The organism is Rhodococcus mengyinensis (assembly GCF_048381435.1).
GTDB lineage: Bacteria > Actinomycetota > Actinomycetes > Mycobacteriales > Mycobacteriaceae > Rhodococcus_F > Rhodococcus_F opacus_D.
Genome location: NZ_JBLWIT010000092.1, coordinates 1 through 24,617 on the forward strand (window position 1 = coordinate 1; position 24,617 = coordinate 24,617).

Genomic DNA, 24,617 nt, shown 5'->3' on the forward strand with positions numbered 1-24,617 from the left:
CATGACCACCGCCACCGCCACCCTGCCCAACCTCACCGCCGGAACCTGGGCCATCGACACCGTCCACTCCACCGTCGGCTTCTCCGTCCGCCACCTCATGGTCAGCAAGGTCCGCGGCACCTTCAACGACTTCACCGGCGCGATCACCGTCGCCGAGGACGGCACCGCCGCCGTCACCGCCGAAATCCAGGTCGCGTCCATCGACACCAAGAACACCGACCGCGACGCCCACATCAAGTCCGCCGACTTCTTCGACGCCGAGCAGTACCCCACCGCCACCTTCACCTCCACCGCGGTCCGCGCCAAGGGCGACGACTACGTGGTCGAAGGCGAATTCACCCTCCACGGCGTCACCCGCCCCGTCGAGCTCGCCCTCGAGTTCAACGGCGTCAACCCCGGCATGGGCAACGGCCCGGTCGCCGGCTTCGAAGCCACCACCGTCCTCAACCGCAAGGACTTCGGCATCACCATCGACATGCCCCTCGAAGGCGGCGGAGCCGTCGTCGGCGACAAGATCACCATCACCCTCGAGATCGAGGCCGGCCTGCAGGCCTGACCCATAGGCGTCGATATCAGTGGTACTGAAACGAGTGCCCGTTACGACCTGGGACTGTCGTTCGCTCGCAGTCTCAGATTCTGGTGATCGGTGGGACGACGTACGTCTGATCCAGCACTGAGGGTGCGGGCTCGTACATTCTGAGTACGGGCCGGAACTCTCCTGTGGGAGAGGGCAACCAGTTCGCGGTTGCGGCATCACTCGCGGGTTTGGTGTGGCTGATGGTGATGGTCAACGACCCGTCCTCGTCGCGCACGATCCCGGGAGTGCGATCACCGATCGAATAGCGGTTGATCGGGTTGCTCACCAGGAAGAAGTCCGGCACCGAGTACATGGTCAGCGACCAGAATGCGTCAACGGGCGGAGTCGGGTCGAGCCGGAGTGTGTACGTATTCGAACCGGTGAGCTGCCGGCCCCGATCATCGAGGTAGGTCATGATGTATGCCGCCTCGTAGGGGTGATTCCCCCAGAGCCCTCCCTTGGCTGCGGCAGCCCGCTCGATGATCCGCAAGGTGGGGTCCTCGATCTTGAATCGTGCGTCGTCGAGCGCCCCGACTTCGAAGAAGTCGAGGTTGTAGTCGAAGGCGTGGAACGTCAGCTTCCAGCCGTTGACTTCGGGACTCGACCCCTTTGTCAGTGCCGTGTCCAGGTTTTGACGACCGGCAGCCAAGCCTGCGCGCAGAGCTGCCGCCGTCTCGTCGTCGGGTGACGAGTAGGGAGTGGGGCCGGATCGGTCGATTCCGAGCGGTGCGAACGAGTCCTGCAATGCGCGATCGCGTGTAGCCGGCGGGAAGGCCTGTGACCACAGCCGTAGCTTCTCGAAGAACAGGAGGTCGGTGCCGACCGTCGGATCCGGCGACGGGAGACCCGCGGGTCGGGTGCCGGGGTGGAGCACGGTCAGAGTGGTCGAATCCTGCAATGCATGAACAGCAGGAAGGTCGTCGTCGCCGGAGCATCCCCACCTGCCGACGATCGAGGCAATCGTCGTAGGGAACGTGATGACGGTGACGTCGCCCGGATCGCCGGCGTTCCAGCCCGGCGGCACCAGCAGGAAATCGGCGGCGGCGGTGCCGGTGGCGCGGTGGCCCACGTACGCGAAGTTGTTGGTCCAGGCGTCGACGAACTGCAGCACGTAGTACCGGCCGGCAGTGTCCGGAACGTGCAGGGCGACAGGTCCCACGGACAGATCTATCTGGGCCATCGAGTACACGGTGTCGTTGTTGATGGTCACGAACGTGTCTGCCGGGCCGGCCAATGCTCGCGCGTGGCTGAAGGTGTTGAACCCTGCTGCGGGATTCGCTCCGACTCCCTCGTGGACATACCGGTGGACCTGGTCCACGTTGAAGACGAGGGGAAATCCGTAGATGTAGGCATGAGATGCCAGATCGGACAACGTCTGGTTCGTCACGGCAATCCTTTTCTTCGTCCCTGTTCTTCGTCTCGGATACGCGTCGGGTCTCCATACCGGCCCGACTGTGGGCGAGCCCTACGATTGACAACACTGCGGTGATCAGCCCCGGTCCGCATCACCCGATGCGGATGAGGAACCTGCGAACGTTCCCACGTACCGACCCGCACCGCGTCATCGTATGAACGCCGTGCCCTTCCACGATCGGTGACCGCACGACCGTCAGCTCGCGACGCGTTCCGGCCGGCGCGGTCTCGCGAAGTCGATCGGCCGGAACTGTGAGAAGGCACCACCTCTAGGCTGGCCGTGTGAAGAAGTACCTCCCCGCGCTCGTCCTGGACGTCGTCCTCGTGATCGTGTTCTGCGCCATCGGCCGCCGCAGTCACGACGAAGCCAACGCACTGACGGGTCTGGCCACCACGGCGTGGCCGTTCCTGACCGGCCTGGCGGTCGGCTGGCTGGCCACCGTCGCGCTCTACCGCGACAAGTTCGACGCGTTCCTCATCGTCCCGACGGGCATCGTGGTGTGGCTGTCGACGCTCGCGGTGGGCATGCTGTTGCGCGTCGTCAGCGGCCAGGGAACGGCGTTCAGCTTCGTCCTCGTGGCGGGCACGGTGCTCGCCGTGTTCCTCCTCGGCTGGCGTGCCGTCGCGAAGATCGTGACGAAGTCGCGCGCCACCACCCGATAGCGGCGAATCCGCCCCGACGGCACACGCACACCCGCTCGAGGTGAGACAGTTTTCCCATGAGTGACACCATCGATCCGGCCCGGGACGAGAAGCGGTCCGACCGCGGCTTCTTCGGCCAGCCGTTCGCCCTCGCGAACCTGTTCGGCGTCGAGATGTGGGAGCGATTCTCCTTCTACGGGATGCAAGGCATCCTGATCTACTACCTCTACTATTCGGCCGCCGACGGTGGCCTCGGAATCGCCGAATCGTCCGCGACCAGCATCGTCGGCGCCTACGGCGGAACGGTGTATCTGTCCACCATTCTCGGAGCCTGGATCGCCGACCGGCTCCTGGGCTCCGAACGGACCCTGTTCTACAGCGCCATCCTCGTCATGCTCGGCCACATCGCCCTCGCCGTGTTCCCGGGACTGTGGGGTGTGGGAATCGGCCTGGTCTGCGTCGCATTCGGTAGTGGCGGGCTCAAGGCCAACGCCACATCCCTCGTCGGTGATCTCTACGACGAAAACGACGAGCGCCGGGACGCCGGATTCTCCATCTTCTACATGGGCATCAACCTCGGCGCCCTCGTCGGCCCGCTGCTGACGGGCTGGGCGCAGGACTCCATCGGCTTCCACGCCGGCTTCGCGCTCGCCGCAATCGGCATGGCGCTCGGACTGATCCAGTACACGCTCGGCCGCAAGCACCTCCGCGGCATCGGCGCGGAACCGCCCAATCCCCTCCCCCGCGCCCAGCGGCCCAAGTGGATCGCGATCGGCGCCGCCGCGGTCGTGGTCATTGCGGCCCTGTCCCTGACCGGGGTGATCACCGCGGCCAACATGTCGGATATCGTGGTCGGCCTCACCATCGTCGCGGCTATCGGCTACTTCGCGATCATGTTGTCGAGCCGCCGCATCACGGCCGTCGAGCGCAGCCGCGTCTACGCGTTCATCCCGATGTTCATCGCCAGCGCGGTGTTCTGGTCGCTGTTCCAGCAGCAGTTCACCACCGTCGCGGTGTACTCCGACAAGCGACTCGACCGCAATCTGTTCGGCTGGGACTTCCCGCCGTCCTGGGTGCAGTCCATCAACCCGGTCTTCATCATCATCTTCGCGGGCGTCTTCGCAGCCGCGTGGACGAAGCTCGGACCCCGCCAGCCGTCGTCGCCGATCAAGTTCGCGGCGGGCACCGTCATCATGGGTATCGCGTTCCTGGCGTTCATCCCGATGTCGGGTGGCGGCGCGAACAGTGCACCGCTGCTGGGTCTGGCCGGAATCCTGTTGCTGTTCACATTCGCCGAACTGCTGCTGTCCCCGGTCGGGCTGTCGCTGTCGACCAAACTGGCGCCCGAGGCCTTCCACACCCAGATGGTGGCGTTGTTCTTCCTGTCCGTCGCCCTGGGCACCGCCATGGCGGGCACACTGGCCGGCTACTACGACGAGAACAACGAAGTCCCGTACTTCACCGCGGTCGGGCTGGGCTCGATCGCCGTCGGTGTGCTCCTCGCCATCGGCTCCCCGTGGATCCGGCGTCTGATGAAGGGCGTGCACTGACGCATGGCGGCATTACGACACTGACGATGCACGGAGCGTCGACTCAGCGCACCCACAACCACGCGGCCAACCCGAATCCCGCGATCGCGATGACGACGCGGAGGACGGACGGTGGTATCCGCCTGACGACAGGCGGCCCGCACCAGCCACCGGCCAGGGCGCCGATCGCCATCGCGGCGGCGGCGCCCCAGTGGACGGGACCGAAGACCGCGAACCCGATCGCCGCCACCAGGTTCGCGACGCCGAGGAAAAAGCTCTTCAAGATGGTCGCGCGCCAGATCTTCTCCGAGGTGAGGATCAGCGCGATCGCCAGGAAGATCACGCCGGCGCCGGCACCGAAGTACCCGCCGTAGATGGCGACGACGAACAGCGACACCGAATACGCGCGTGGCATGTCCCGCTCGCCTGCGAGCGCGCGGAGCCGGGGCTGCAACAGCAGCGCCAGCGCGGCGAACGCCACCATGAACGGAACGATCGCCTCGAAGGACCCCGCCGGGGCCACCAGCAGGATTCCCGCGCCGACCAGGCCGCCCGCAGCCGAGTACAGCGCCCAGCGCCACAGCTTGGGACCGGTGTCGGCGACCTCCCGCGTCGAGTTGGACAGGGCGCCGACGCCGACCGCCACCATCGCGACCGTGTTGGTGACGTTCGCGGTCACCGGCGGCAGACCGACCGCGAGGAGGGCGGGATACGACACGATGGACGCCAGGCCGGTGACGAAGCCGACCAGTCCCGCGAAGAACCCCGCTACGACGAGAAGACCGATATCAAGCAGGGACACAAGGTAGAAACTTACCCTTGCTCACTTACTCCCTCAGCGCGGACGGCCCCGCCGTGTCCTCAGTTCGCCGGCTTCGCCATCACCGTGTCCTCAGTTCGCCGGCTTCGCCATCTCACGGAACAGCATGTCGGTCATCTTCACCGCCCGGTCGCCACCATCGGCGTCGGCGACGAAGACCGCGAAGGCCAGGTCGCCGCGTGAGCCGTAGAACCAGCGGTCGTCGCCGCTCGCCCCGTTCATGCCCATGAGGTCCGGGTAGCCGTTGAGGAACGACGCTCCGCCCCGCACCACGTTGTCACGCATCATGCCGCGGAGCTGGTCGTTGACGTTCGCCGGAAGCGGCTGAGCGGCCACATCCGTGGTGCCCGGCTGTCCCTGGACGATCATCGGGGCCGGCGCACTGCCCCGCGCGATCGATGCGGCCAGCATGGCCATCCCGAACGGCGTCACGGCGGGCAGGTCGCTGTCCTTACGGTTCATCACCTGGTTCATGCCCGACTGGTCGGCGGTGAAGACGGCCGTCTGATGGTCGAGGCCCGGGATCTTGTAGTTCATGCCGAGCCCGAGCTGATTGCCCGCCTTCTCGATGTCCTCGATCGACAGCGACGACGGGTCGACGCCCTTCTGCAGTCCGGCGGCCTTCTTCACCAGGTCGAGGTTCGACCCGGCGGGATACAGGCCCTGGAACGCGATCGGCCCCTGCTCCATCGCCTGATTGTTCTGCGCGGCGGCCAGCACGGCGCCGGAGGACGGCTGGATCGCGACGATCGTCGCGGGGGTGCCGACACTGACCACGGCTTCCTCGGCTGCCAGCTGCAGGCGGGAGTCCATGGTTGCGACGATGTCCGGTCCGGGCGGGCCCTGGAAGCCTGCCTGCGGGATGAGCGTGCCGTCGGGGTCCACGAGATGGACGGCCCAGCCGGCCGTGGCATCCCGGTTTGCCTGCCACACCTTGCGCAGCGGATCCAGCAGCGGCGTCGTGATACGCCGATCCGCCGTGATGAGCTTCGGCGTCTTGATGGTGACGACACCGGGGATAGCGAGATCCTGCTCGAGGTACTCCCAGTCCTGGTCGCGCAGCAGCACGGCGGTGACCTGCTGGCCGGGCTTCTCGGCCATCTCCGCCATCATCGTGTCGGACGTCACGAGGGGCGCCACCGGCTCGAGGACCTCCGCGAGACGCCGGGTGGTCGCGACGGGATCGGGCATCGTGGCGGGATCGAGGGTGACCGAGTTGATGGTCTGCTCGTTCATGAGCAACGCACCGAACGCGTCGAAGACCCGCGGCGGAGCGGCGTCCGTCCGGTCGTAGCGGACGATCCGTCCGTTGCCCAGGTCGGGCGCGAGGATCGACGGATCCCAGGAGATCCGCCAGCCGACGGACAGGTTCCGCACGCCACCCTGAACCTGGTAGGTCCAGTCCTTGCCCTCACCGAAATGCCAAGCGGCACCGACGGTGAAGAAGCCGGAGTCCGAGCCGAGATCCATGAACTGGGTCAGGTCGAACTTGGCGTCCTCGGGTTTGAGTCCGTCGAACATCTGCTGAATCGCCGTCTCCGCGGCGTTGGGATAAGAGGTCTGCGCTGCAGCAGCGGCGGCGTCGCCCTCGTTCAGTGCGTTGACGAAGTCGTCGACGACCGACTGAGCGGTCGCCTCCTCTTTCGACAGCACACACGACGCCAGAATCACCGCCAGAACGACAGCCGACGTCAGGGCGATCACGTATCTGTTGCGGCGGCCAAGCGATCGTCCATTCCCCATGTCCACCATCTTGCTTTCAGTCACATGCGTAACAAGCACCATTTGCCTACGAAGGAGTTACGGTTGAGCCACAACTTATCCCCGAACGGCCAAGCGCGAACGGGTTTATCGAAGAAAACGCCCCGCAGCCTGCACAGCAGGGGCCGAACTGTCACCTGTTGCTATAAATACGGCAAATGCTAGGTCGTCCTTGATTCCGACGAACCAGCCGTGCGCGGGACCATTTCCCGACTCGGCCGTCCCCGTTTTGCCGAGCAGTCCCGGAATGTCCTGCAGCGCAGTAGCGGTACCGCCCGTCACAGTTTCGCGCATCATCGTCCGGAGGTCGGAGGTGACGTTCGCAGGCACGGTGGGCGCCGTCTTGTCGGCGGTTCCCGGTTGGCCTTGCACGATCATAGGCGACGGCGTCGAACCGTTCGCGATGGAGGCGGCCACCATGGCCATCCCGAACGGCGTCGCGGTCACCTGCCCCTGCCCGATCCCGGACTCGACGCGGGCCGCCGGACTGTCGGCGACGGGCACGTTGCCGGTCACGGTCGTCAGCCCGGGCGTCACGTAGTCGACGCCGAGCCCGAACTGCAGCGCGGCCTGCTGCAGGGCGTCGGGCGGCAGGCCGACCGCCAGCCGTCCCATGGTGGTGTTGCACGACCGCGCGAAGGCGGTGTGCAGCGGGACCGCACCGAGGTCGAATTCGTCATCGTTGGGGATCTGCCTGCCCTCGATGTTCTCGGTGCCGGGGCAGGGCAGAACGGTGTCCGGTGTGGCGGCACCGGCCTGCAGGGCCGCGGACGTCGTCACCGTCTTGAACGTGGATCCCGGTGGGTAGAGGCCGGTCAGCGCGACCGGCCCGAGTGCGTCGGCCGGGGCGTTCTGCGCTACCGCCAGCACCTCGCCGGTGGAGGGTCGCAGGGCGACGATCGCGGCCTGCTGCGGGACGTCGGCGAGCGCCCGCTCGGCAGCCATCTGCATCGGGAGGTCGAGGGTCGTCGCGATGTCGGGGGCGTCGGGGCCCTGCTCGCCGGCGACGCTCTTGGCCGCGCCGTCCTGGCCGACCAGCTGCACCGCCCAGCCGGCGGAGGCGTCCTGTCCCTCCTGCCACAGGTCGCCGAGGCCCGCCAGGGTGGGTGAGGCCAGCGCCTTGTCCGTGCTGAGCAGTCTGGTCTGCGGGGCCAGCGTCACGCCGGCGAGTTGCCGCAACTGCGGTTCGATCGGCGCGAGGTCCTCGGCGCGCAGCGAGATGGCCGTGACCGGCTTGCCCTGGGCGCCGGCCAGATCCTGCTGGAGCGAGGCGGCGGTGATCGTCGGGGCGATGGGCGACAGCAACGCGGCCACCGCCGCGGTGTCCGCACCCGGTTCGAGGTTGACGAGCGTCACGACCTGTTGCTCGAGGATCGGTGCCCCGCCCGCCGCGAGGACCTTCGGCGGCGCCCCGGTCGTGGTGGTGTACCGGACGGTGGTGTCGTCGGTGAGGCCGGGTGCGAGGACGGCCGGGTCCCAGACGATCTTCCAGTCGTCGCCTTCCTTGGTGGCGTTGCCGGTGGTGCTGTACTTCCACTCCTGCCCCGGCGCGAACGGCCACGACACGTCCATCGTGAACGTGCCGCCGTTGTCACCCGCCTCCTGCACGTCGGTGCGGGTGAACGTCCCGTCCTTGTTTCCGAGCCCGTCGTACATCGCCGTGATCGCGGCGGTTGCGGCGGCCGGATCGGTGGTGAGTTCGGCGGCGGCCTGCACGTCGTCGCTGTTGAGGGCGTCGGCGAACTGCTGCGAGACGGTGTCGGGCTGGTCCGGCCCGAAGAGTCCGCAGGCGGAGAGCACGGACGCGAGGACGGCGATTCCGGCCGCTGCCTTCCGGGTGGGGGTGGGACGGATGGGGCTGTGACGAACGGTTGAGGTGCGCACGGACTCGATCATGCCTGACGTGGTGGCGCGCCTCGAATAATCGGTGTAATCATGTAATCAGTGCTGCATCACAGTGATCGCGGCACCAGGGTCCCCAGGAGGACGCCATGAGGAACACACAAGGTCCGGGCCCGCGCCGCTTCGGCCGGCCCGGTGGATGGCAGCAGGCGGATGTCCCCGATGCGAGCGACGCGGCCGAATGGTTCACCGGCCGTCTTCCCGACGACTGGTTCACCGGCCCCGCGACCGTCGAGGTCGACCGCGAGGAGATCGTGGTGGTCGGCGAATTGCCGCCCGTCGAGTCCGCCGACTCCGGTTCGGAGGCCGCGATCGACGGACGCATCTCCCGGTTCCGCGAAACGACCCGGGGCGATCGGATGCGCATCGCCGACGAGGCCGAGAGGCGTTACGGACGCAAGGTCGCGTGGGGCGTCAGCCTCGACGGCCACAAGACGTTGTTCACCCACCTCGCCGTTCCGGTGATGACCCGGCTGCGCCAACCCGAACGCAAGGTTCTCGACACGCTCGTCGACGCCGGTGTGGCGCGGTCGCGGTCGGACGCCCTGATGTGGACGGTGCGCCTGGCCGGCCAGCACAGCGAACAGTGGCTCGCCGAACTCCGCGACGCCATGGCGAAGGTGGACGAACTCCGGGCCGACGGCCCTCAGATCTAATTCGATTGCGCGGGCATCGGCGGCGTCCTATCGTGAACGTCACCGATGCGCACCGGGCGCGTCAGACAGAGGGGAACGGTCCATTGCTCCTGACGAGGTAGTCACGCGAGTCTTCATCCGCACACACCTCGGGAGTCCCCTATGGCCCAGTCATATCTGTCCCTGTCCGACCTCACGTTCACCTGGCCCGACGGCGAGCCGGTCTTCGACGGCCTCGACGCCGTCTTCGGCCCCGGACGCACCGGGGTGGTCGGTCTCAACGGTTCCGGTAAATCCACCCTGCTCCGGCTGATCGCCGGGCGCCTGCACCCCGACCGCGGGTCGGTGACGGCGCAGGGCGAGGTGGCGTACCTGCCGCAGGACATCACGCTCGATCCCACGCTGAAGGTCGACCGGATCCTGGGCATCGCCGACCTCCGGGCGGCGTTGCACCGCATCGAGTCCGGCGACGGCACACCCGACGATTTCGATGCCGCGACCGGCCGCTGGGACATCGAGGAGCGGGCGGTCTCGACCCTGCACCGCCTCGGTCTCGAACGCGTGCTCGGCAGCACGTCCGACCTCGATCGCACCGTCGGCACCCTGTCCGGCGGAGAGACCGTGTTGCTCGGCCTCACCGCGCAACTGTTGAAGGAACCGGAGGTGCTGCTCCTCGACGAGCCCACCAACAACCTCGACAGCGCGTCCCGCAGCAAGCTCTACGAGGTGGTGCAACAGTTTCCGGGCACCCTGCTGGTGGTCAGCCACGACCGCGACCTGCTCGATCTCATGAATTCCGTCGCGGAGCTGCGTGGTGGTGAGATCCGCATGTTCGGCGGGAATTTCAGTGCCTACCAGGAGATCGTCGAGGCGGAGCAGGAGGCCGCGCGGGCCGCGGTGCGCGATGCCCGCAGCGATGTGCAGAAGCAGAAGCGGGAACTCGTCGAGGCCCGCATCAAGATCGACCGTCGTAAGCGGTACGGGCAGAAGATGTTCGAGAACAAGCGCGAACCGAAGATCGTGATGGGGCTGCGGAAGCGTCAGGCGCAGGAATCCGCGGGGAAGCTACGGAACAACCACATCGCGAAGGTCGACGAGGCGCGGGAGTCGTTGACGGAAGCCGAAAGTGCCCTGCGGGACGACCGCGAGGTGCGCATCGACCTCCCGGCCACGGAAGTGCATTCGGGCCAGGAGGTGGTCTCCGTCCGGGACGTGAGCCTGCTCAGCGGACAGCAGGTGTCGCTGGACGTCGTGGGCCCCGAGCGGATCGCCCTCGTCGGACGCAACGGCGTCGGCAAGACGACCCTGCTCGACGCCGTCGTGGCCGCGGGACCGCGAGTTCCGTTCAAGGCGCTGCCGCAGCGACTCGACGTGTTCGACGAGTCGCTCACGGTCGCCGAGAACGTGGCCGCGGCGGCGCCTCACGCGTCGCAGGAACAGATCCGTGCCCAACTGGCCCGGTTCCTGTTCCGCGGCAACGATTCCGACGTGCTCGCGGCGGCATTGTCGGGTGGGGAACGGTTGCGGGCCGCGCTCGCGACCATCCTGCTGGCCGAACCCGCCCCGCGGCTGCTGCTGCTGGACGAGCCGACGAACAACCTCGACCTGCCGAGCCTCACTCACCTCACGCAGGCGCTCCGCAGCTACCGCGGCGCGTTGATCGTGGTCAGTCACGACCGACAGTTCCTCCACGACATCGGCGTCACCCGGTGGCTGGAACTGACCGACGAGGCCCTTCGGACCCGTGCGCCTTTCGGNGCCCCCGCTACCGGAAAGGCGCACGGGTGCCGGAGGCGCCGGTCATTCGGCCACGCCGATGTCCTCGTTCCAGAGTTCGGGCTGGGTCTCGATGAATTCGGCCATCAGGTCGATGCAGTGCTGATCGCGCAGGACGGTCACGTCCACGCCGTTCTCGCGGAGCCATTCGTGACCGCCGGTGAACGTCACGCTCTCCCCCACCACGATCGCGCCGATGTTGAACTGCCGGACCAGACCGCTGCAGTACCAGCACGGTGACAGGGTCGTCACCATGATCGTCGAGCGGTAGTCACGTTGGCGCCCGGCCGCGCGGAAGGCGTCCGTCTCACCGTGGACGGACGGGTCGCCGTGCTGGACTCGTCGGTTGCGACCGCTGCCCAGCAGGGTTCCGTCGCCGGCGAATAATGCAGCCCCGATCGGTATTCCGCCCTCACGTTTGCCGAGTTCGGCTTCGGCGATCGCCACGGCCAGCAGTTCCTCGGGGTCGAGCGCCGCCCGCGCGGAGTTCAGGGGAATCGACATGCCTCTACCTTCCCTGCGGGACGCGGCCACCACAACAGCGAAATCGTGTGGGTTGTTCGTCTACGCCGATCTCGGCGAACTGTCGCGCCACACATCCAAGGGAACGTGGCCGACTGCGGCGCCGTGCGGGCCGAGCAACCGCCCCATCCGTTTGAGCGGTCGAAGCGTCACCCGGCGGCTGTCGACGCGAACGTTGTCGGACAGGGCAACGAGCCGTTCCTCGATGCGGCGGCAGTCCTGCGCCGAGCGCAGCCACAGGTACACGAGCAGGTTGTATCGCCCGCTGGTCGAGGCGCACAGCCGGATTTCGGGCCACGTGGACACGGCACGGCCCACACGGTCGAGATCTGCACCCGCGTCGACCTCGAATATTGCATTGAGCGGCCAGCCTGCTGCCTGCTGGGTCATGTCACATCGGAAGGCCAATTGGCCTGATCGCGTGAGCTTGCCGAGCCTGCGCCTGACGGTCGTCTCGCTGACTCCGCACCGGTCGGCCAATTCGGCGTAGCTGCAGCGCCCGTCGGCGCTCAATGCGTCCAGCAACGGACGGTCGGACGCCTTCAGCGGAACCGGGAACGGATCACTCGGTGGCGTGGTGAGCTGGGCGCGCTGGGCACTGTCCAGCGTCCGCGGCTGCCATCCGCCGCCTTCGTGGTAGACGTGCAGACACAGCTCGGCCCGAATCGAGACCACTCCGGGTATCCGGCTCAGATGGTCGTGGACCAGATCGTCCAGGGCCTGGGGGCCGGCGGTGGCGACGGCGGCAAAGTATTGCGCCTTGCCGTCGGTGCGTTCGACCTGATAAGCGCAGTTCAGCCCGCACAGTGCTGAGCCGACGCGGTGAACGGCCTCGGGAGTGCACTCGAGCGTCACGTAGGCGTTCGTGTGGTGTTGCCCGACCGGGTACGCGGTGATCCACGCCTGTCCGTCGTCGGATAGCTGGCGCCAGCGCCGGGAGGCGGTGGTGGCGTCCACACCGAGGGCAGTGCCGATCTGGGCCCAGGACCCGCGTGGGCTGATCTGGAGCGCGTTGAGCAGGGTCAGGTCGAACTCACTGAACGAGGCGCCGCCGGAATCCGGCACGAAGGGGTGTTCTGCGCCGGAATGCTGCGCGTCAGGGGTTTCGAGTGCCACGCGGTCCATTGTGAGTCATCCCACCCATCGAGTTCGTCTTGTGAGGAGATTTATCGTGCTGCGTTCCACTCGCATCACCGTGCTACTGCTCTTCGCGGCGTGGGCGGTCGACTACATCGACCGACTCGTCATCAATCTCGCCCTGCCCGCGATCGGTACGGAATTCGCACTCGACTACGGGCAGCGCGGCCTGATCGTGTCGGCGTTCTTCGTCGCCTACGCGCTGTCGCAGATCCCGGGCGGGCTGCTCGCCGATCGGTTCGGTGCTGTGCGTATCGCCCTCGCGGGTCTCATCGCGTGGTCCCTGTTCACCGAGCTCACGGCGATCGCCTGGTCGTTCACCGCACTGTTGGCGATCCGGCTGCTGTTCGGCTTCGCGCAGGGCGTGTTTCCCGCAGCCGCGATCAAGCTGTTGTCGGAACGCAGCGTGCCCGAGCAGCGGATGACAGCCAACGGGTGGATGCTGAGTTCGAACGCCTTCGGCTCGTTCGCCGCCGCGATCATCGCGTCGATTCTGTTGCCACTGTGGGGATGGCGGCCGATGTTCGCCGTCATCGCCGTCCTCGGGGTTGTGGTCGTGGTTGCGATCAAGCGTTGGATGCCCGAGGCACTGCCCTCGGATGTGTCCACTCTCGACCCCGCCACGGCACACCGAAGCAGCAGTTCGAGTGGCGTGGGGATCGTGCTCCGAGCGCCCGCGATGTGGTGTTTCGCGCTGGTGTTCTTCGGATACGACGTGATCGTGTGGGGCATCGGCTCCTGGACCGTCTCGTATCTCCACGAGGAGCGGGGCGTGTCGATCGGCACCGCGGGTCTGCTCTCGATCGCCCCGACCCTCGTGGCCGCCATCGCCGTGATCGTCGGCGGCCGTTTGTCGGACCGGTGGGAGGGAAGACCCAGCCGCATCATCGTCCCCGCGATGATCGTCAGTGCCGCACTCGTGATCGTCCTGCCCCACACGGAATCGGTGACCATGTTCGTCGTCGTCGGAACCGTCCTCAGCGGCATCAGTGCACTGTGCTACATGCCCGCGTTCGCGGTGCCGCTGCGCAGCCTCCCGGCTTCGGTTTCCGGGGCCGCGTCCTCGATGATCCTGTTCGGCGGCATGATCGCCGGCATCGCGGCGCCCTTGGCCTTCGGAGCGATCGTCGACGCCGCGTCCTGGACCACTGCTTTCGGTGCGCTGGCCGTCGGCCCGCTCATCGCGATCGCCGCCGTTCTCGCCGCACCCCAAACCACCGACCACATGCTCGCCGCCGTCCGGCTCGACCGCACCCCCGACCGAGAGGAAACCCATGAGCATTCCACTGTCGAATGATGCCGCACAGCAGCCCCATTGGCGGGACGTCTACGACGATCTCCACGCGCATCCCGAGCTTTCAGCGTGCGAGTACCGCACCGCGGGTCTCGTGGCGCACGAGTTGCGTGCCCTCGGCGGCTGGGAGGTGACCGAGCGCGTCGGTGGCACCGGCGTCGTCGGTGTTCTGCGGGGCGGCCCCGGGCCGGTGGTGCTTCTGCGCGCGGATATGGACGCCTTGCCTGTGCAGGAAGACACAGGCTTGGACTACGCGTCGAGGGTGCCCGGGGTCATGCATGCTTGCGGACACGACGTGCACGTCGCTGCGCTCCTCGCGGTGTGCGCGCGACTCGCCGGCGCGCCGACGATCGACGGCACGGTTCTGGCGGTGTTCCAGCCCGCGGAGGAAACGGGGCAGGGTGCGCGCGCCATGCTGGACGACGGCCTGTTCGAACGGTTTCCGACGCCCGCGATCTGCCTGGGCCAGCACGTAGCGCCGTTGCCCGCGGGCGTCGTCGTCTCCCGGGAGGGTGCCGTGATGGCCGCGTCCGACAGCATCCGAGTGACACTGTTCGGGCGCGGTGGCCACGCGTCGACGCCACACAGCGCGGTCGATCCGTTGCTGATGGCGGCCTCACTGACACTGCGATTCCAGACTCTCGCCGCCCGTGAGGCCTCCGCCCGGCCGGCGCCGGTGCTCACCACCGGTGCATTGCATGCGGGCACCGCCGCGAACATCATCGCCGACGATGCCGAGTTGCTCCTCAGCCTGAGGACGTTCACACCGGCGTCGCGTGAGCGGATGCTGACGGCGATCAGGCGACTGGCCGAAGCGGAGGCGGCCGCTGCCGATGCGCCGAAGTCTCCGGATATCCAGGAGTTCAACAGCTTTCCGTTGACCGTCAACACTCCGGACGTGACCGGGTCGGTGCTGCGGACAATCGCCGAGGCCGGAATGCCCGTACATCGTCTGCCCCATCCACTGACCGGCAGCGAGGACTTCGGCGAACTCGGGACCGCGGCGCGGTGTCCTTCGGTGTTCTGGCACATCGGTGGGATGGAACACAAGCGCTTCAGTGAAGCGGATCTCGCGGCCCTGGCAGCGGGGCAACCGCCGGCCGGAATGCCACCGAACCACTCACCACGGTTCGCGCCCGACCCGGCATCCGTGCTGCCCGCCGCGACCGCAGCAATGCACGCGGCGGCGACGCACGCGCTCGCCACGGAGTGCTCACCGCACGCTGCGTCCCGCTAGCACTGCGCCACAACAGCTTCGACGACCCATCGGGTTCTACGAAAGACGAGGAACATATGACCACCGATCTCCCGTACCTCAGCGCCACCGCAGCGCGAGCACTCTTCGACTCGCGCGAACTGTCCCCGGTAGAGCTGATGCACGCCCTCATCGACCGTGCCGAGCAGGTCGAACCCCACGTGAACGCGTTCTGCGAGCAACTCTTCGACGAGGCACTCGTACAGGCCGAGGAAGCCGAGCAGCGCTATCTCGGACGCGGCCCGGCGCCGCGTCCGCTGGAGGGCATTCCGGTGGCCGCCAAGGAAAAGCACGCTATCGCCGGGCGATCCCTCACCGAGGGCTCGCTGGTGAACAAGGACGTTGTCGCGGCCGAGAGCGCTCCGGTGATCGAGCGAATCCACGCCGCAGGCGGCATCATCCACGCCCGCACCACCACCCCCGAATTCAGCGTCGCCGGGTTCACCCACACCCCGATGTGGGGCGTGACCCGCAACCCCTGGAACCTCGCCTACAGCCCGGGCGGATCCTCCGGCGGCTCCGCGGCGGCGCTGGCCGCCGGAACCACCCCGCTGGCGACCGCGTCGGACATCGGGGGCTCGACCCGGGGCCCGGCGGCGTTCACCGGGACCGTCGGATACAAGGCCCCGTACGGGCGAATCCCCGGGGTGCCCCCGATGAGCATGGACTTCTATCGCGGCGACGGTCCCATGGCACGCACCGTCGACGACACGATCCTGTTGGCGAACATGCTCATCGGGCCGGACGTCCGCGACCACACCTCACTACGTCCTGCGATCACGCTGCCCACCGAATACCCCTCGGTGGAGGGCATGCGCGTGGCGTTGAGTATCCGGCTGGGCTGCTTCGTGGTGGAACCGGAGATCGAGGCCAACACCCGCGCGGTGGCACGTGCGCTCGAGACCGCCGGGGCGATCGTCGAGGAGATCGAGCTGCCGTGGACCGCCGAGGAGATCCGACTGGCAGTGACAACACATTTCGGCACGATCATGGGTGCGATCGTGGCGCAGGTCGCGGCCGGGAACGAGGATCTTCTCGCCCCCTACACCCGCGCGTTCGCGACCCAAACCGCGAGCGCCCGCACGGGGGCAACCTTCGTCGACGGTTTGCGAATCGAGACCCGGATGCACCGACAGCTCGCCGAGGCGATGTCCGGGTTCGATGCCCTGCTGTGCCCGACGTCCGGCGTATCGGCCTACCCCGCGGGGGACGACATGCTCGACGGGATCGTCGTCGACGGTCAGCGGCTCGATCACGCCGCGGAGGCGTTGCTCACCCTCCCGTTCAACATCAACAACCGGTGTCCGGTCCTGGCCGTCCCCAGCGGTCACGCGTCATCCGGCGTCCCCACCGGGGTGCAGATCGTCGGGCACACCTACGACGACGCCACCGTCTTCCGTGTCGGCAGGGCCGTCGAACAGCTGCGACCGTGGGATTACACGCGAGAGCATCGTCCCGGCGTGTGAGGTACGCAGGTGAGGCCGCGACTTCTGAGTGATGCAGACTGGGCGGGTGCAGCACGCTACCAATCCCGTCGACGGTGTCCGGATCGCGTACAAGACCGTCGGCGACGGTGAGCCGCTCGTTCTCCTTCACGGCACGGCGCTCTCCCACGCGATCTGGCGGGGATTCGGTTACGTCGCCGCGCTGCGTGACCGGTACCGGCTGATCCTGGTCGATCTGCGGGGCCACGGGCGCAGCGACAAGCCGCACGACGAGAGCGCGTACGCCATGGAGCTGGTCAGCGGCGACGTTCTGGCGGTCCTCGACCACCTGGATCTTCCGAGCGCGCACGTGCTGGGGTATTCGCTCGGCGGCCGGGTCGCGCTGGCCTTGGCGGTCGGGGCGCCCGAACGGCTGGAGAGCCTGATCGTCGGCGGTGGCAGCAGCCGACCGCAGGCCGGCGCGTTCGACCGCCTGTTTTTCCCGGGCTGCATCGACGTCCTCGAGCGGGACGGCATGGATGCGTTCCTGGGGCAGTGGAATGCCCTGCGCGCGTGGCCGATCGACGCCGGCACCCGGGCGGCGTTCATGGCGAACGACGCGAAGGCGCTCGCCGCGTACATGCGGCGTTCCGGTGTGGAGCCGGGGGTGGACGACGACGTCCTGCGCGGGATCGCCGTCCCCACCCTGTTGTTCGTCGGTTCGAACGACGCCGAGAGGATCGGCGACACCCAGCGGGTGGCGGCACTGATTCCCGGTGCGTCGCTGACGATCCTGCCCGGTTTCGACCACTCGACGGCGGTGGCCGCGAGCACCGAGGTGCTCGCGGCCGTCGAGCCGTTCCTCGCTTCGGTGTGACCGCTACATCCATTCGACCAGTTGGATGATCACCCCGTTGGGGTCGCTCATCTGGAAGTAGCGTTCGCCCCAGGGCTCGGTTTCGATGGGCGTCACGATCGGGACACCCTCCGCCTGCAGTCGCTCGTATTCGGCGTCGATACCGTCGACGACGAGCGCGATCAGCAACCCCTGGCCGGCGTCACCGGCGATCCGCGCGGGCTTGAAGGTTTCCAGTCCGGTCTTCAGGAAGACCAGATTGAAGCCCACGTCCGCACGCTTCAGTGACACGAAGCCCTCGGCTGCCATCTCCTCGACGAAGCCCAGGTGGGACTTGGCGAACTCGGCCGACGCACTGGGGTCTGCGACGTTCAGCGACAGTGCGCTCGCGGTGACCTTCACGGTGGTGTCCTTTCGTTGACGACACCCCACTAACGTACGCCGTACGACATTTGTTCCCGAGGGCCACACCTCACATCGCCAGCAGACCCTTCGCGATGTGCGTCACCTGGATCTCGTTGCTGCCTGCGTAGATCATGAGCGACTTCGCGTCGCGCGCGAGTTGCTCCACCCGGTACTCGGCCATGTACCCGTTGCCGCCGAACAACTGCACCGCCTCCATCGCCACCTCTGTGGCCGCCCGCGAGGAGTAGAGCTTCATCGCCGACGCCTCCGCGAGGCTCACCTGATCCCCCGCCGCGGTGCGCTCGATGGCATTGAAGACCATGTTCTGCACGTTGATGCGGGCGATTTCCATCTCGGCGAGCTTGAGCTGGATGAGCTGGAACTGGGCGATCTCCTTACCCCACAGCTTGCGGGACTTGGCGTAGTCGACGCACAGCCGGTGACACTCGTTGATGATGCCGAGCGACAGCGACGCGATGCCGATCCGTTCGGCCGCGAAGCTCTCCTTCGCGCTGGACTTGCCGTCGGACTTGCCGCCGTCCTCCGTCTCGCCGAGCAGACGGTCGCGGGTGAGGCGCACGTTGTCGAAGAACAGTTCTCCGGTGGGTGAGGAGTTCATGCCCATCTTCTTGAACGGCGCACCCTGGGTGAGCCCCTCCATGCCCGCGTCGAGGACGAAGGCGAGAACCTTCCGGTCGCGACGGTCGACGGACGAGTCTCCCTCGTCGAGCTTCGCGTAGACGATGATGACGTCGGCGTACGGGCCGTTGGTGATGAACGTCTTCTGCCCGTTGAGGATGTAGTCGTCGCCGTCGCGGCGCACGTAGGACTTCATGCCGCCGAACGCGTCCGAGCCGGAGTCGGGCTCGGTAATGGCCCAGGCTCCGACCTTCTCGAACGTGACCAGTCCGGGTAGCCAGCGCTCCTTCTGCGCCAGCGTCCCGCGACTGCGGATGGTGCCCGCCGCCAGCCCGAGGCTCACCCCGAGCGAGGCGACGAGCCCGAGGCTGACGCCGGCCAACTCGGCGTTCATGATGACGCCCATGCTGCCCGCACCGCCGAGGCCGCCGGACTTCTCTTCCTTCGCGCCGGACACGGCCCCACTGCGTTCGCGGTCCAACGACTTCGTCAGCGCGTCACGGGCCATCTCGTCCAGACCGAAGGTGGCGAAGAGTTTGCGGATGATGTCGAACGGAGGCAGCTCACCGGTCTCCAACTTGTCGACGTGCGGTCGAATCTCCTTGTCGATGAAACCGCGGATCGCGTCGCGGAACATCAGGTCGGTATCTGACCACTCATACATGCCGGGCACTCCAGTCACTGAGAGAAAGGGTTGCCGCAAATATAGAACACGTTCCTATTCTTGGACAGGTGTGCCGGTCAGCACTAGCGGCCGTCGGTTTCACCGACCCCGAGCCACGTCGACCTCAGCCGGTCGAGGGTGCCGTCCGCGGCCAGGGTGCGCTGCGCCGACTCGATGCGTTCGCGCAGCGCGTGATCCCCCGTGCGGACGGCGACGGCGATCTCCTCGCGGGAGATTTCCCGTTCGACCACCTCCACGTGCGGGCGATCCCGGACGAGCCAGGTGAGGACAGGCGCGAGTTTCATGACGGCGTCGCACCCGCCCGAGGACAGGTCGTCGAGAGCCTGCCCGATCCGGTCGTAGGCGTACACGCGGATCGCGCCCGCGCGATCCTCCGCGACCAGCCTCTCCACGATCGGCTGACTCGTGTTGCCGTGCTGGACACCGACGGTCAGACCGCCCAGGTCATCCACCCCGCGCACTCCCGGATGTCGCGACGTGTCGACGGCGAGGGACTGACCCGACACGAGGTACGGAGCGCAGAAATCTGCGCGCGCCCTCCGCTGCGGTGTCACGGTGGTTCCCGAGGCGATGCAGTCGAATTCACCGTCCGCCAGCGCATCGAAGATGCCGTTGAAGTCGGTGCCCCGGTACGGGACGAGCGACCATTCGAGGCCGAGCACCTGCGCGACGGCCCGCGTGAACTCGACATCGAAACCCGCAGGAGCCCCGCCGTCCCGGAACTCGAACGGCGGGTCGGGCAACGCCGAACCCACCCGCAGTATGTGCGCTGCCGCCGTCATCTCATCCCTCTCCGCCGTGACGAGTGCCTACGAGCCGATCAGCCCCAACCGCTGTGCCAGCCACGGCAGTTCCTTCTCCAGCCCCGCCGACCACACCGCGAAGCTGTGCCCGCCGGGGACCTCCGCGTACTGCACGTCCATACCCGCGGCCTTCGCTGCCTGATACACCTTCTGCGCGCCGGGTTTGTAGGCGTCGTCGTCGGAGCCGACCACGAAGACCCCTGCCGAGTCCGGGTACTTGTTCGACGCCATCAGATCGAGCGGGTTGACCTTCTTGAACTCGGCCTCGTCACCGCCGAACGCCTCGTCGAGGGTGCGCTGGTGGTCGCCGAGTGTGGGTTCTTCCTGACCCGAGATGTCGAGGAACGTCGGGTACACGTCGGGATAGTTGGTGGCCATCTGCAGCGAACAGGTGCCGCCGTAGGAGAGGCCGCCGATGGCCCACGCCTTGGGGTCCGGGTTCACCTGCAGGTTCGACTTCACCCAGGACGGAACGTCCTTCGCCAGATACGTGGCCACGTTGCCCAGCTTCGAATCGACACACAGGGGGTTCGCGATCTGCGAGCCGGTGCCGTCTGCCACCACCACGATCGGGGCCAGTCCCCCGTGTTTCGCGGCGAACTCGTTCATCGTGGTGGCGAGCTTGCCGCCGGCGAACCAGTCCTCCGGCGCACCGGGCTGACCGGCCAGCATCACGAGCACCGGCAGCAGGGGGCGCGGGTTGGCGAAGTAGGCGGGCGGGAGGTAGATCTCGGCGTCGCGGGCGGCGAACCCCGACGCGGTTCCGGGGACGGCCGCCGTCAGGACCCTTCCCTCGCTCGGCATTCCGGGCGGGGCGGTCCACGACGCGTCGAGAGGTGTTCCCGTCACCACGTTCTCGGCGGCGCTGCCGAGGTCGTTCATCTGAACCCGGTCGAACGGCTCCGCCCCGAAGGCCGTGCCCACCGTGGGGTAGGCGTCGAACACCAGGTTGATCTGCGTCGCGGACGCGAGAATCACGGCGAGAACCGCGAGAACCGAGACGACGGCGGCTTTCACCGTCCGGCCGGCGCGGATCCTCGGCACGAGCAGGACGATCGCGAAGAGCCCCAGACCGATCCACACGTAGATGGAGATCTCGATGGGGTCGGGGAACGGCCGGAGCACCTTCTCGACCATCACGTTGAGGACGACGGTGACCACCACCGACACGGCCAGGCAGATCGGAATCGCTTTCCTGGGGTACCAGGGTGCGCGGGCGGCGAGCAGCCACACGCCGCCGAGCGCACCGATCACCGTGAGGATCCAGGGCAGAGGCCCTGAGATCACGCTGAGGTCGCTGAGCCATTCCACGTCACGAAGCCTAGAGCGCGAACCCGCACTGCGTCGGCGACTCGGAGCGACCGGTAAAATTGCCGGGGTGACATTCATCAAGGTGTGCGGTCTGCGAGACGAGGCCTCCGTCGACCTGGCCGTGCGCCTCGGCGTCGACGCCGTGGGTTTCGTGTTCGCCGACAGCGTCCGCCGGATCTCCCCCGAGGACGCCGCGCCGCTGGTCCGCCGGGTCACCGGTCACACCGTCGCGGTGGGTGTGTTCAAGGGGAGTCCCGTGTCGGAGGTGATCGAGGTCGCCGCCGCGGCGGGTCTCGGGACCGTCCAGGTGCACGACCTGAAGTCCGCCGACGACGTCGCCCGGTTGCGGGAGGCGGGGCTCGGCGTGATCCGTGCCGTGGTCGCCGGTGACACGTCGGGCGATTTCGGCGCCGACCGCATCCTCGTCGACGGGGCGACCGCCGGGGCGGGCGTGCCCTGGGACTGGGCGAACCAGAGCCGGCCCGACGGCGAGTGGATCCTCGCCGGCGGACTTCATCCCGGCAACGTGCGGGCCGCCGTCGACGCGACCGGCGCGTGGGGCGTCGACGTGTCGAGCGGCGTCGAATCCTCGCGTGGAGTGAAGGATGCGGCGCTGATCGAGCAGTTCGTCGCCGGCGTCCGGTCCGGCGACTGAGTCAGCCCGGCATCCCGGCCACGGAATCTTCGACGTCCCACGACGCGAGCACCGTCCGGATGCCCACGACGAGCGCGAGCGGCTGGTCGATCATCACGTGATGTCCGGCGTCGGGGATTTCCACGACCCCCGCGGTGGGCCCGAATCGACGGCGCATGTCGTCCATCATGGCGTCGGTGACGATGCCGTTCTCGGCGCGGAAGTACGCGATGCGGCAGCGTGGGTCGGATCCCCCGAGGTGGTTGCTGCCGTGACGCGCGAAGAACGTGGAATCGAACTTCCACGACCAGCCGCCGTCCACCTCCTCCATCGAGTTCTCGGCGACGTGACGCAGGACCGCGGGCACCGCGGTGTCCTGCGGCGGGACGAACCGGAACCGCTCGAGCGCCTCGGCCCTGGACGGGTAGACCTTCTTCGGACCGAAGGCACGCTGCTTGCGCGCTTCCTCCTCCTCCGGTGTGCGGGCGAGGACGGGCGAATCGATCAGCTGGACACCGGCCAGATCCTCGCCGAACAGCTGCGCTGCCACGTAGGACACCATGCCGCCCATGCTGTGCCCGACGAACACCGGCGCCCCCGAGATGCCCGCAGGCTTCGCCACCGCCAGGGCTTCCTCCGCCCACTGCTCCAGGCCGTACTCCGCGCGCCGGTCGCTGTCACCGTGCCCGGTCAGGTCGAGAGCGACGACGCGACGGCCCGTGGCCAGCATGGGTGCCACATGGTCCCACCACCGGCTGTGGGCGGCGCCGCCGTGCACGAGCACGGTTCCCGGTGAGCCCGACGGCCCCCACGCACGGTAGTGGACCTGCGCCCCGGCGACGTCGACCCGGCCGGTGTCGACCGGCGACGCCAACGCCGTGGTGAACCAGTGGGGCGCGTTCGTCTGCACGTTGCTCATTCACCGAACATACCGACGACGCGCGGCCGTCCTCGCCCGCCCTACAGAAGGTCGAGCATGGCCGTGACCGCGCGTTCGACCACCGGGAACTTGTCCGGGGCCAGATCGTGGCGGGCCCCCTCGAGTTCGACGAGCGTCGTCGGTGCGGGGATCAGTTCGAGTGCCGACCGCATTTCGCCGGTAGTCGCGAACGGGTCCTTCGAACCGTGCACCACCACGGTTGGGGTGCGGAGACCGGGCAGGTGCTCGGTGCGGAGCTTCTCCGGCTTGGCCGGCGGATGCAGCGGGTACGACAGCAACAACAGGGCGTCGACGAGACCCGGTCGCTCCGAAGCGAGCATGGACGCCTGCCGCCCGCCGTACGAGTGCCCGCCTGCCCACACCGGCGCCGACACCAGCTCCCGCATCACGGCCACCGCGGCCGCGACGCCGTCCCGATCCTCCGCCGCCTTCGACGGATGCGGCGGACCCGACGCGCGGCGCTGACGGAACGGCAGATCGAACCGCAGGACGACTACGCCCCGCTCCACGAACCCGTCGGTCATGGCACGCAACAGCTTTGTGTCGCAGTCACTTCCCGCTCCATGCGTCAGAACCAGCCCCGCCACTGCGTCACCCGCGGGGCGGTGGAGATGTCCGCGCACACCGTCACGTTCCAGCAACTCGTTCATGCGGTTCACGGTAGTGGAATGGCGAGCAACTCCGGGGCGAGCAACTCCGCGAGTTCTTCGCACAGCTGGTTCGCGAGGTCGTTGGCGCGTGGCACGACGCCCATGCTCCAGTACCCGTGCAGCATGCCCGGCGAGATCCGGAGTCGCACCGGCACACCGGCGGCCTCCAGCGCAGCGGCGTACGCGGGGGCGTGATCTCGGAGCGGATCGCATTCGGCCCCGCACACGATGGCGGGTGCCACCCCCGCCAGATCGCCCTCGATCGGCGAGACGCGGGGGTCCGACGACAGTCTGCGGTCGTCGAGGTAGCCGGCCCCCATGTCCTCGTTTGCCGGCATCCTGAGGAAATACCCGTCGGCGAGTTCGTCCATCGACGGGTAACGCTTCGCGAGATGCACCGGCACGTACAGCAGCAGTTGTGCCCGCAGAGGAAGTTCCGCGTCGCGGGCCGCCAAGGCCACCGACGCCGCGAGATTTGCACCCGCGCTGTCTCCGGCGACGGCAATTCGGGACGCGTCGCCGCCCAGCCGATCGATGGTGTCGTGGATCCAGTGGAGCGATGCCAGGCAGTCGTCGTAGCCCGCCGGGAACGGGTGTTCCGGTGCCAGCCGGTAGTCGACGGCGACGACGACGGAGCCGGTTCGGGCGCAGACGCGTCGAGCGTGTGACTCGTGCGAGTCGAGGCCGCCCATCACCCAGCCGCCGCCGTGCAGGTACAGGACGGTCGGCAGAGTCGACTCCTCCGTGTCCGGCCGGTAGATCCGGGCGGGGATGCCGCCGGCAGGACCCGGGACGGTGACGTTCTCGACTTCTCGTACCTCGAGCAGTTCGGGTTCGAAGTAGAGGGCACGCATCTCCTCGATGCGCTTGCGGGCGCCTTCGATCGTCGTCTGCGGACCTGCGGCGGCGTCCCAGTCGTTCAGCTTGTCCAGCAGTACTGCCATGTCGGGGTCGAGCGTCATGAGTTCTCCTCGTGATGGGGAACCGCACCGAGGCGGTTCGGGGAT

Annotated in this window: 22 protein-coding genes and 1 pseudogene; 10 read left to right on the forward strand and 13 right to left on the reverse strand. The window is 67.7% G+C overall.

Features of this window, described 5'->3' with window-relative positions:
• The first annotated feature begins 1 nt into the window (after position 1).
• Entirely contained in the window at positions 2-556 is a 555-nt protein-coding gene (locus ACNJ7E_RS17650; RefSeq protein WP_009476977.1) for a YceI family protein, read from the forward strand.
• Between the two features lie 73 nt (positions 557-629).
• Here the strand turns inward: ACNJ7E_RS17650 and ACNJ7E_RS17655 are convergent, their stop codons facing one another.
• The gene (locus ACNJ7E_RS17655; protein ID WP_418340561.1) at positions 630-1,964 is read right to left on the reverse strand and encodes a DUF1254 domain-containing protein; all 1,335 of its coding nucleotides are present in this window, start codon (positions 1,962-1,964) and stop codon (positions 630-632) included.
• A 308-nt stretch (positions 1,965-2,272) separates the two neighbouring features.
• On the opposite strand from ACNJ7E_RS17655, the gene ACNJ7E_RS17660 reads away from it, so the two are divergent.
• Both ACNJ7E_RS17660 and ACNJ7E_RS17665 read left to right on the forward strand, forming a co-directional pair.
• A complete protein-coding gene (locus ACNJ7E_RS17660; protein ID WP_280784556.1) occupies positions 2,273-2,653 on the forward strand; it encodes a DUF3054 domain-containing protein in 381 nt (126 codons plus the stop codon).
• Positions 2,654-2,709: 56 nt separating this feature from the next.
• Positions 2,710-4,182, forward strand: a complete 1,473-nt coding sequence (locus ACNJ7E_RS17665; protein ID WP_283330856.1) for a peptide MFS transporter — start codon at positions 2,710-2,712, stop codon at positions 4,180-4,182.
• A 43-nt stretch (positions 4,183-4,225) separates the two neighbouring features.
• Here ACNJ7E_RS17665 and ACNJ7E_RS17670 read toward each other — a convergent pair whose 3' ends face one another.
• The 3 genes from ACNJ7E_RS17670 to ACNJ7E_RS17680 all read right to left on the reverse strand — a co-directional run bounded on the left by ACNJ7E_RS17670 (position 4,226) and on the right by ACNJ7E_RS17680 (position 8,638).
• The gene (locus tag ACNJ7E_RS17670) at positions 4,226-4,963 is read right to left on the reverse strand and encodes a sulfite exporter TauE/SafE family protein (protein WP_280784558.1); all 738 of its coding nucleotides are present in this window, start codon (positions 4,961-4,963) and stop codon (positions 4,226-4,228) included.
• Positions 4,964-5,053: 90 nt separating this feature from the next.
• Complete coding sequence (locus tag ACNJ7E_RS17675; protein WP_283330966.1) at positions 5,054-6,733, reverse strand: NTF2-like N-terminal transpeptidase domain-containing protein; 1,680 nt, start codon at positions 6,731-6,733, stop codon at positions 5,054-5,056.
• A gap of 96 nt (positions 6,734-6,829) precedes the next feature.
• Positions 6,830-8,638, reverse strand: a complete 1,809-nt coding sequence (locus ACNJ7E_RS17680; protein ID WP_418340562.1) for a penicillin-binding transpeptidase domain-containing protein — start codon at positions 8,636-8,638, stop codon at positions 6,830-6,832.
• 95 nt (positions 8,639-8,733) lie between these two features.
• Here ACNJ7E_RS17680 and ACNJ7E_RS17685 point away from each other — a divergent pair, with 95 nt between their 5' ends.
• Both ACNJ7E_RS17685 and ACNJ7E_RS17690 read left to right on the forward strand, forming a co-directional pair.
• A complete protein-coding gene (locus tag ACNJ7E_RS17685) occupies positions 8,734-9,300 on the forward strand; it encodes a hypothetical protein (RefSeq protein WP_280784560.1) in 567 nt (188 codons plus the stop codon).
• A gap of 141 nt (positions 9,301-9,441) precedes the next feature.
• Positions 9,442-11,031: pseudogene (locus ACNJ7E_RS17690) on the forward strand (ABC-F family ATP-binding cassette domain-containing protein); the annotation flags it as partial.
• A 48-nt stretch (positions 11,032-11,079) separates the two neighbouring features.
• Here the strand turns inward: ACNJ7E_RS17690 and ACNJ7E_RS17695 are convergent.
• Both ACNJ7E_RS17695 and ACNJ7E_RS17700 read right to left on the reverse strand, forming a co-directional pair.
• Positions 11,080-11,559, reverse strand: coding sequence for a nucleoside deaminase (locus ACNJ7E_RS17695; protein WP_280784562.1), 480 nt, complete (start codon positions 11,557-11,559; stop codon positions 11,080-11,082).
• Positions 11,560-11,619: 60 nt separating this feature from the next.
• Positions 11,620-12,693, reverse strand: a complete 1,074-nt coding sequence (locus tag ACNJ7E_RS17700) for an Lrp/AsnC family transcriptional regulator (protein WP_280784563.1) — start codon at positions 12,691-12,693, stop codon at positions 11,620-11,622.
• A gap of 55 nt (positions 12,694-12,748) precedes the next feature.
• Here ACNJ7E_RS17700 and ACNJ7E_RS17705 point away from each other — a divergent pair, with 55 nt between their 5' ends.
• Genes ACNJ7E_RS17705 through ACNJ7E_RS17720 form a run of 4 tightly spaced genes read left to right on the forward strand, consistent with a single transcriptional unit; the run spans position 12,749 to position 17,564 of the window.
• The gene (locus tag ACNJ7E_RS17705; RefSeq protein ID WP_418340563.1) at positions 12,749-14,011 is read left to right on the forward strand and encodes an MFS transporter; all 1,263 of its coding nucleotides are present in this window, start codon (positions 12,749-12,751) and stop codon (positions 14,009-14,011) included.
• Entirely contained in the window at positions 13,989-15,245 is a 1,257-nt protein-coding gene (locus tag ACNJ7E_RS17710) for an amidohydrolase (RefSeq protein ID WP_418340564.1), read from the forward strand. The genes ACNJ7E_RS17705 and ACNJ7E_RS17710 overlap by 23 nt, the downstream gene beginning before the upstream one ends.
• A gap of 56 nt (positions 15,246-15,301) precedes the next feature.
• Positions 15,302-16,729, forward strand: a complete 1,428-nt coding sequence (locus ACNJ7E_RS17715; RefSeq protein WP_418340565.1) for an amidase — start codon at positions 15,302-15,304, stop codon at positions 16,727-16,729.
• A 28-nt stretch (positions 16,730-16,757) separates the two neighbouring features.
• Positions 16,758-17,564 carry an alpha/beta fold hydrolase gene (locus tag ACNJ7E_RS17720; RefSeq protein WP_418340566.1) on the forward strand — a complete coding sequence of 269 codons (807 nt, stop codon included), beginning with the start codon at positions 16,758-16,760 and terminating at the stop codon, positions 17,562-17,564.
• A gap of 3 nt (positions 17,565-17,567) precedes the next feature.
• Here ACNJ7E_RS17720 and ACNJ7E_RS17725 read toward each other — a convergent pair whose 3' ends face one another.
• The 4 genes from ACNJ7E_RS17725 to ACNJ7E_RS17740 form a co-directional block, all read right to left on the reverse strand.
• Positions 17,568-17,945, reverse strand: a complete 378-nt coding sequence (locus ACNJ7E_RS17725) for a VOC family protein (RefSeq protein ID WP_009478176.1) — start codon at positions 17,943-17,945, stop codon at positions 17,568-17,570.
• 70 nt (positions 17,946-18,015) lie between these two features.
• Positions 18,016-19,251: an acyl-CoA dehydrogenase family protein gene (locus tag ACNJ7E_RS17730; protein WP_418340567.1), complete on the reverse strand. Its 1,236-nt coding sequence runs from the start codon at positions 19,249-19,251 to the stop codon at positions 18,016-18,018.
• Positions 19,252-19,334: 83 nt separating this feature from the next.
• Positions 19,335-20,054, reverse strand: coding sequence for an ABC transporter substrate-binding protein (locus tag ACNJ7E_RS17735; protein WP_418340568.1), 720 nt, complete (start codon positions 20,052-20,054; stop codon positions 19,335-19,337).
• 27 nt (positions 20,055-20,081) lie between these two features.
• Complete coding sequence (locus ACNJ7E_RS17740) at positions 20,082-21,386, reverse strand: alpha/beta hydrolase (RefSeq protein ID WP_418340569.1); 1,305 nt, start codon at positions 21,384-21,386, stop codon at positions 20,082-20,084.
• Positions 21,387-21,453: 67 nt separating this feature from the next.
• On the opposite strand from ACNJ7E_RS17740, the gene ACNJ7E_RS17745 reads away from it, so the two are divergent.
• A complete protein-coding gene (locus ACNJ7E_RS17745) occupies positions 21,454-22,041 on the forward strand; it encodes a phosphoribosylanthranilate isomerase (protein WP_418340570.1) in 588 nt (195 codons plus the stop codon).
• A 1-nt stretch (position 22,042) separates the two neighbouring features.
• Here the strand turns inward: ACNJ7E_RS17745 and ACNJ7E_RS17750 are convergent, their stop codons facing one another.
• Genes ACNJ7E_RS17750 through ACNJ7E_RS17760 form a run of 3 tightly spaced genes read right to left on the reverse strand, consistent with a single transcriptional unit; the run spans position 22,043 to position 24,572 of the window.
• The gene (locus ACNJ7E_RS17750) at positions 22,043-22,939 is read right to left on the reverse strand and encodes an alpha/beta fold hydrolase (RefSeq protein ID WP_418340571.1); all 897 of its coding nucleotides are present in this window, start codon (positions 22,937-22,939) and stop codon (positions 22,043-22,045) included.
• A 41-nt stretch (positions 22,940-22,980) separates the two neighbouring features.
• Complete coding sequence (locus ACNJ7E_RS17755) at positions 22,981-23,619, reverse strand: alpha/beta hydrolase family protein (RefSeq protein WP_280784573.1); 639 nt, start codon at positions 23,617-23,619, stop codon at positions 22,981-22,983.
• Positions 23,616-24,572 (reverse strand): alpha/beta hydrolase, encoded by a 957-nt coding sequence (locus tag ACNJ7E_RS17760; protein ID WP_418340572.1) that lies wholly within the window; start codon positions 24,570-24,572, stop codon positions 23,616-23,618. The genes ACNJ7E_RS17755 and ACNJ7E_RS17760 overlap by 4 nt, the downstream gene beginning before the upstream one ends.
• Positions 24,573-24,617 lie beyond the last annotated feature (45 nt).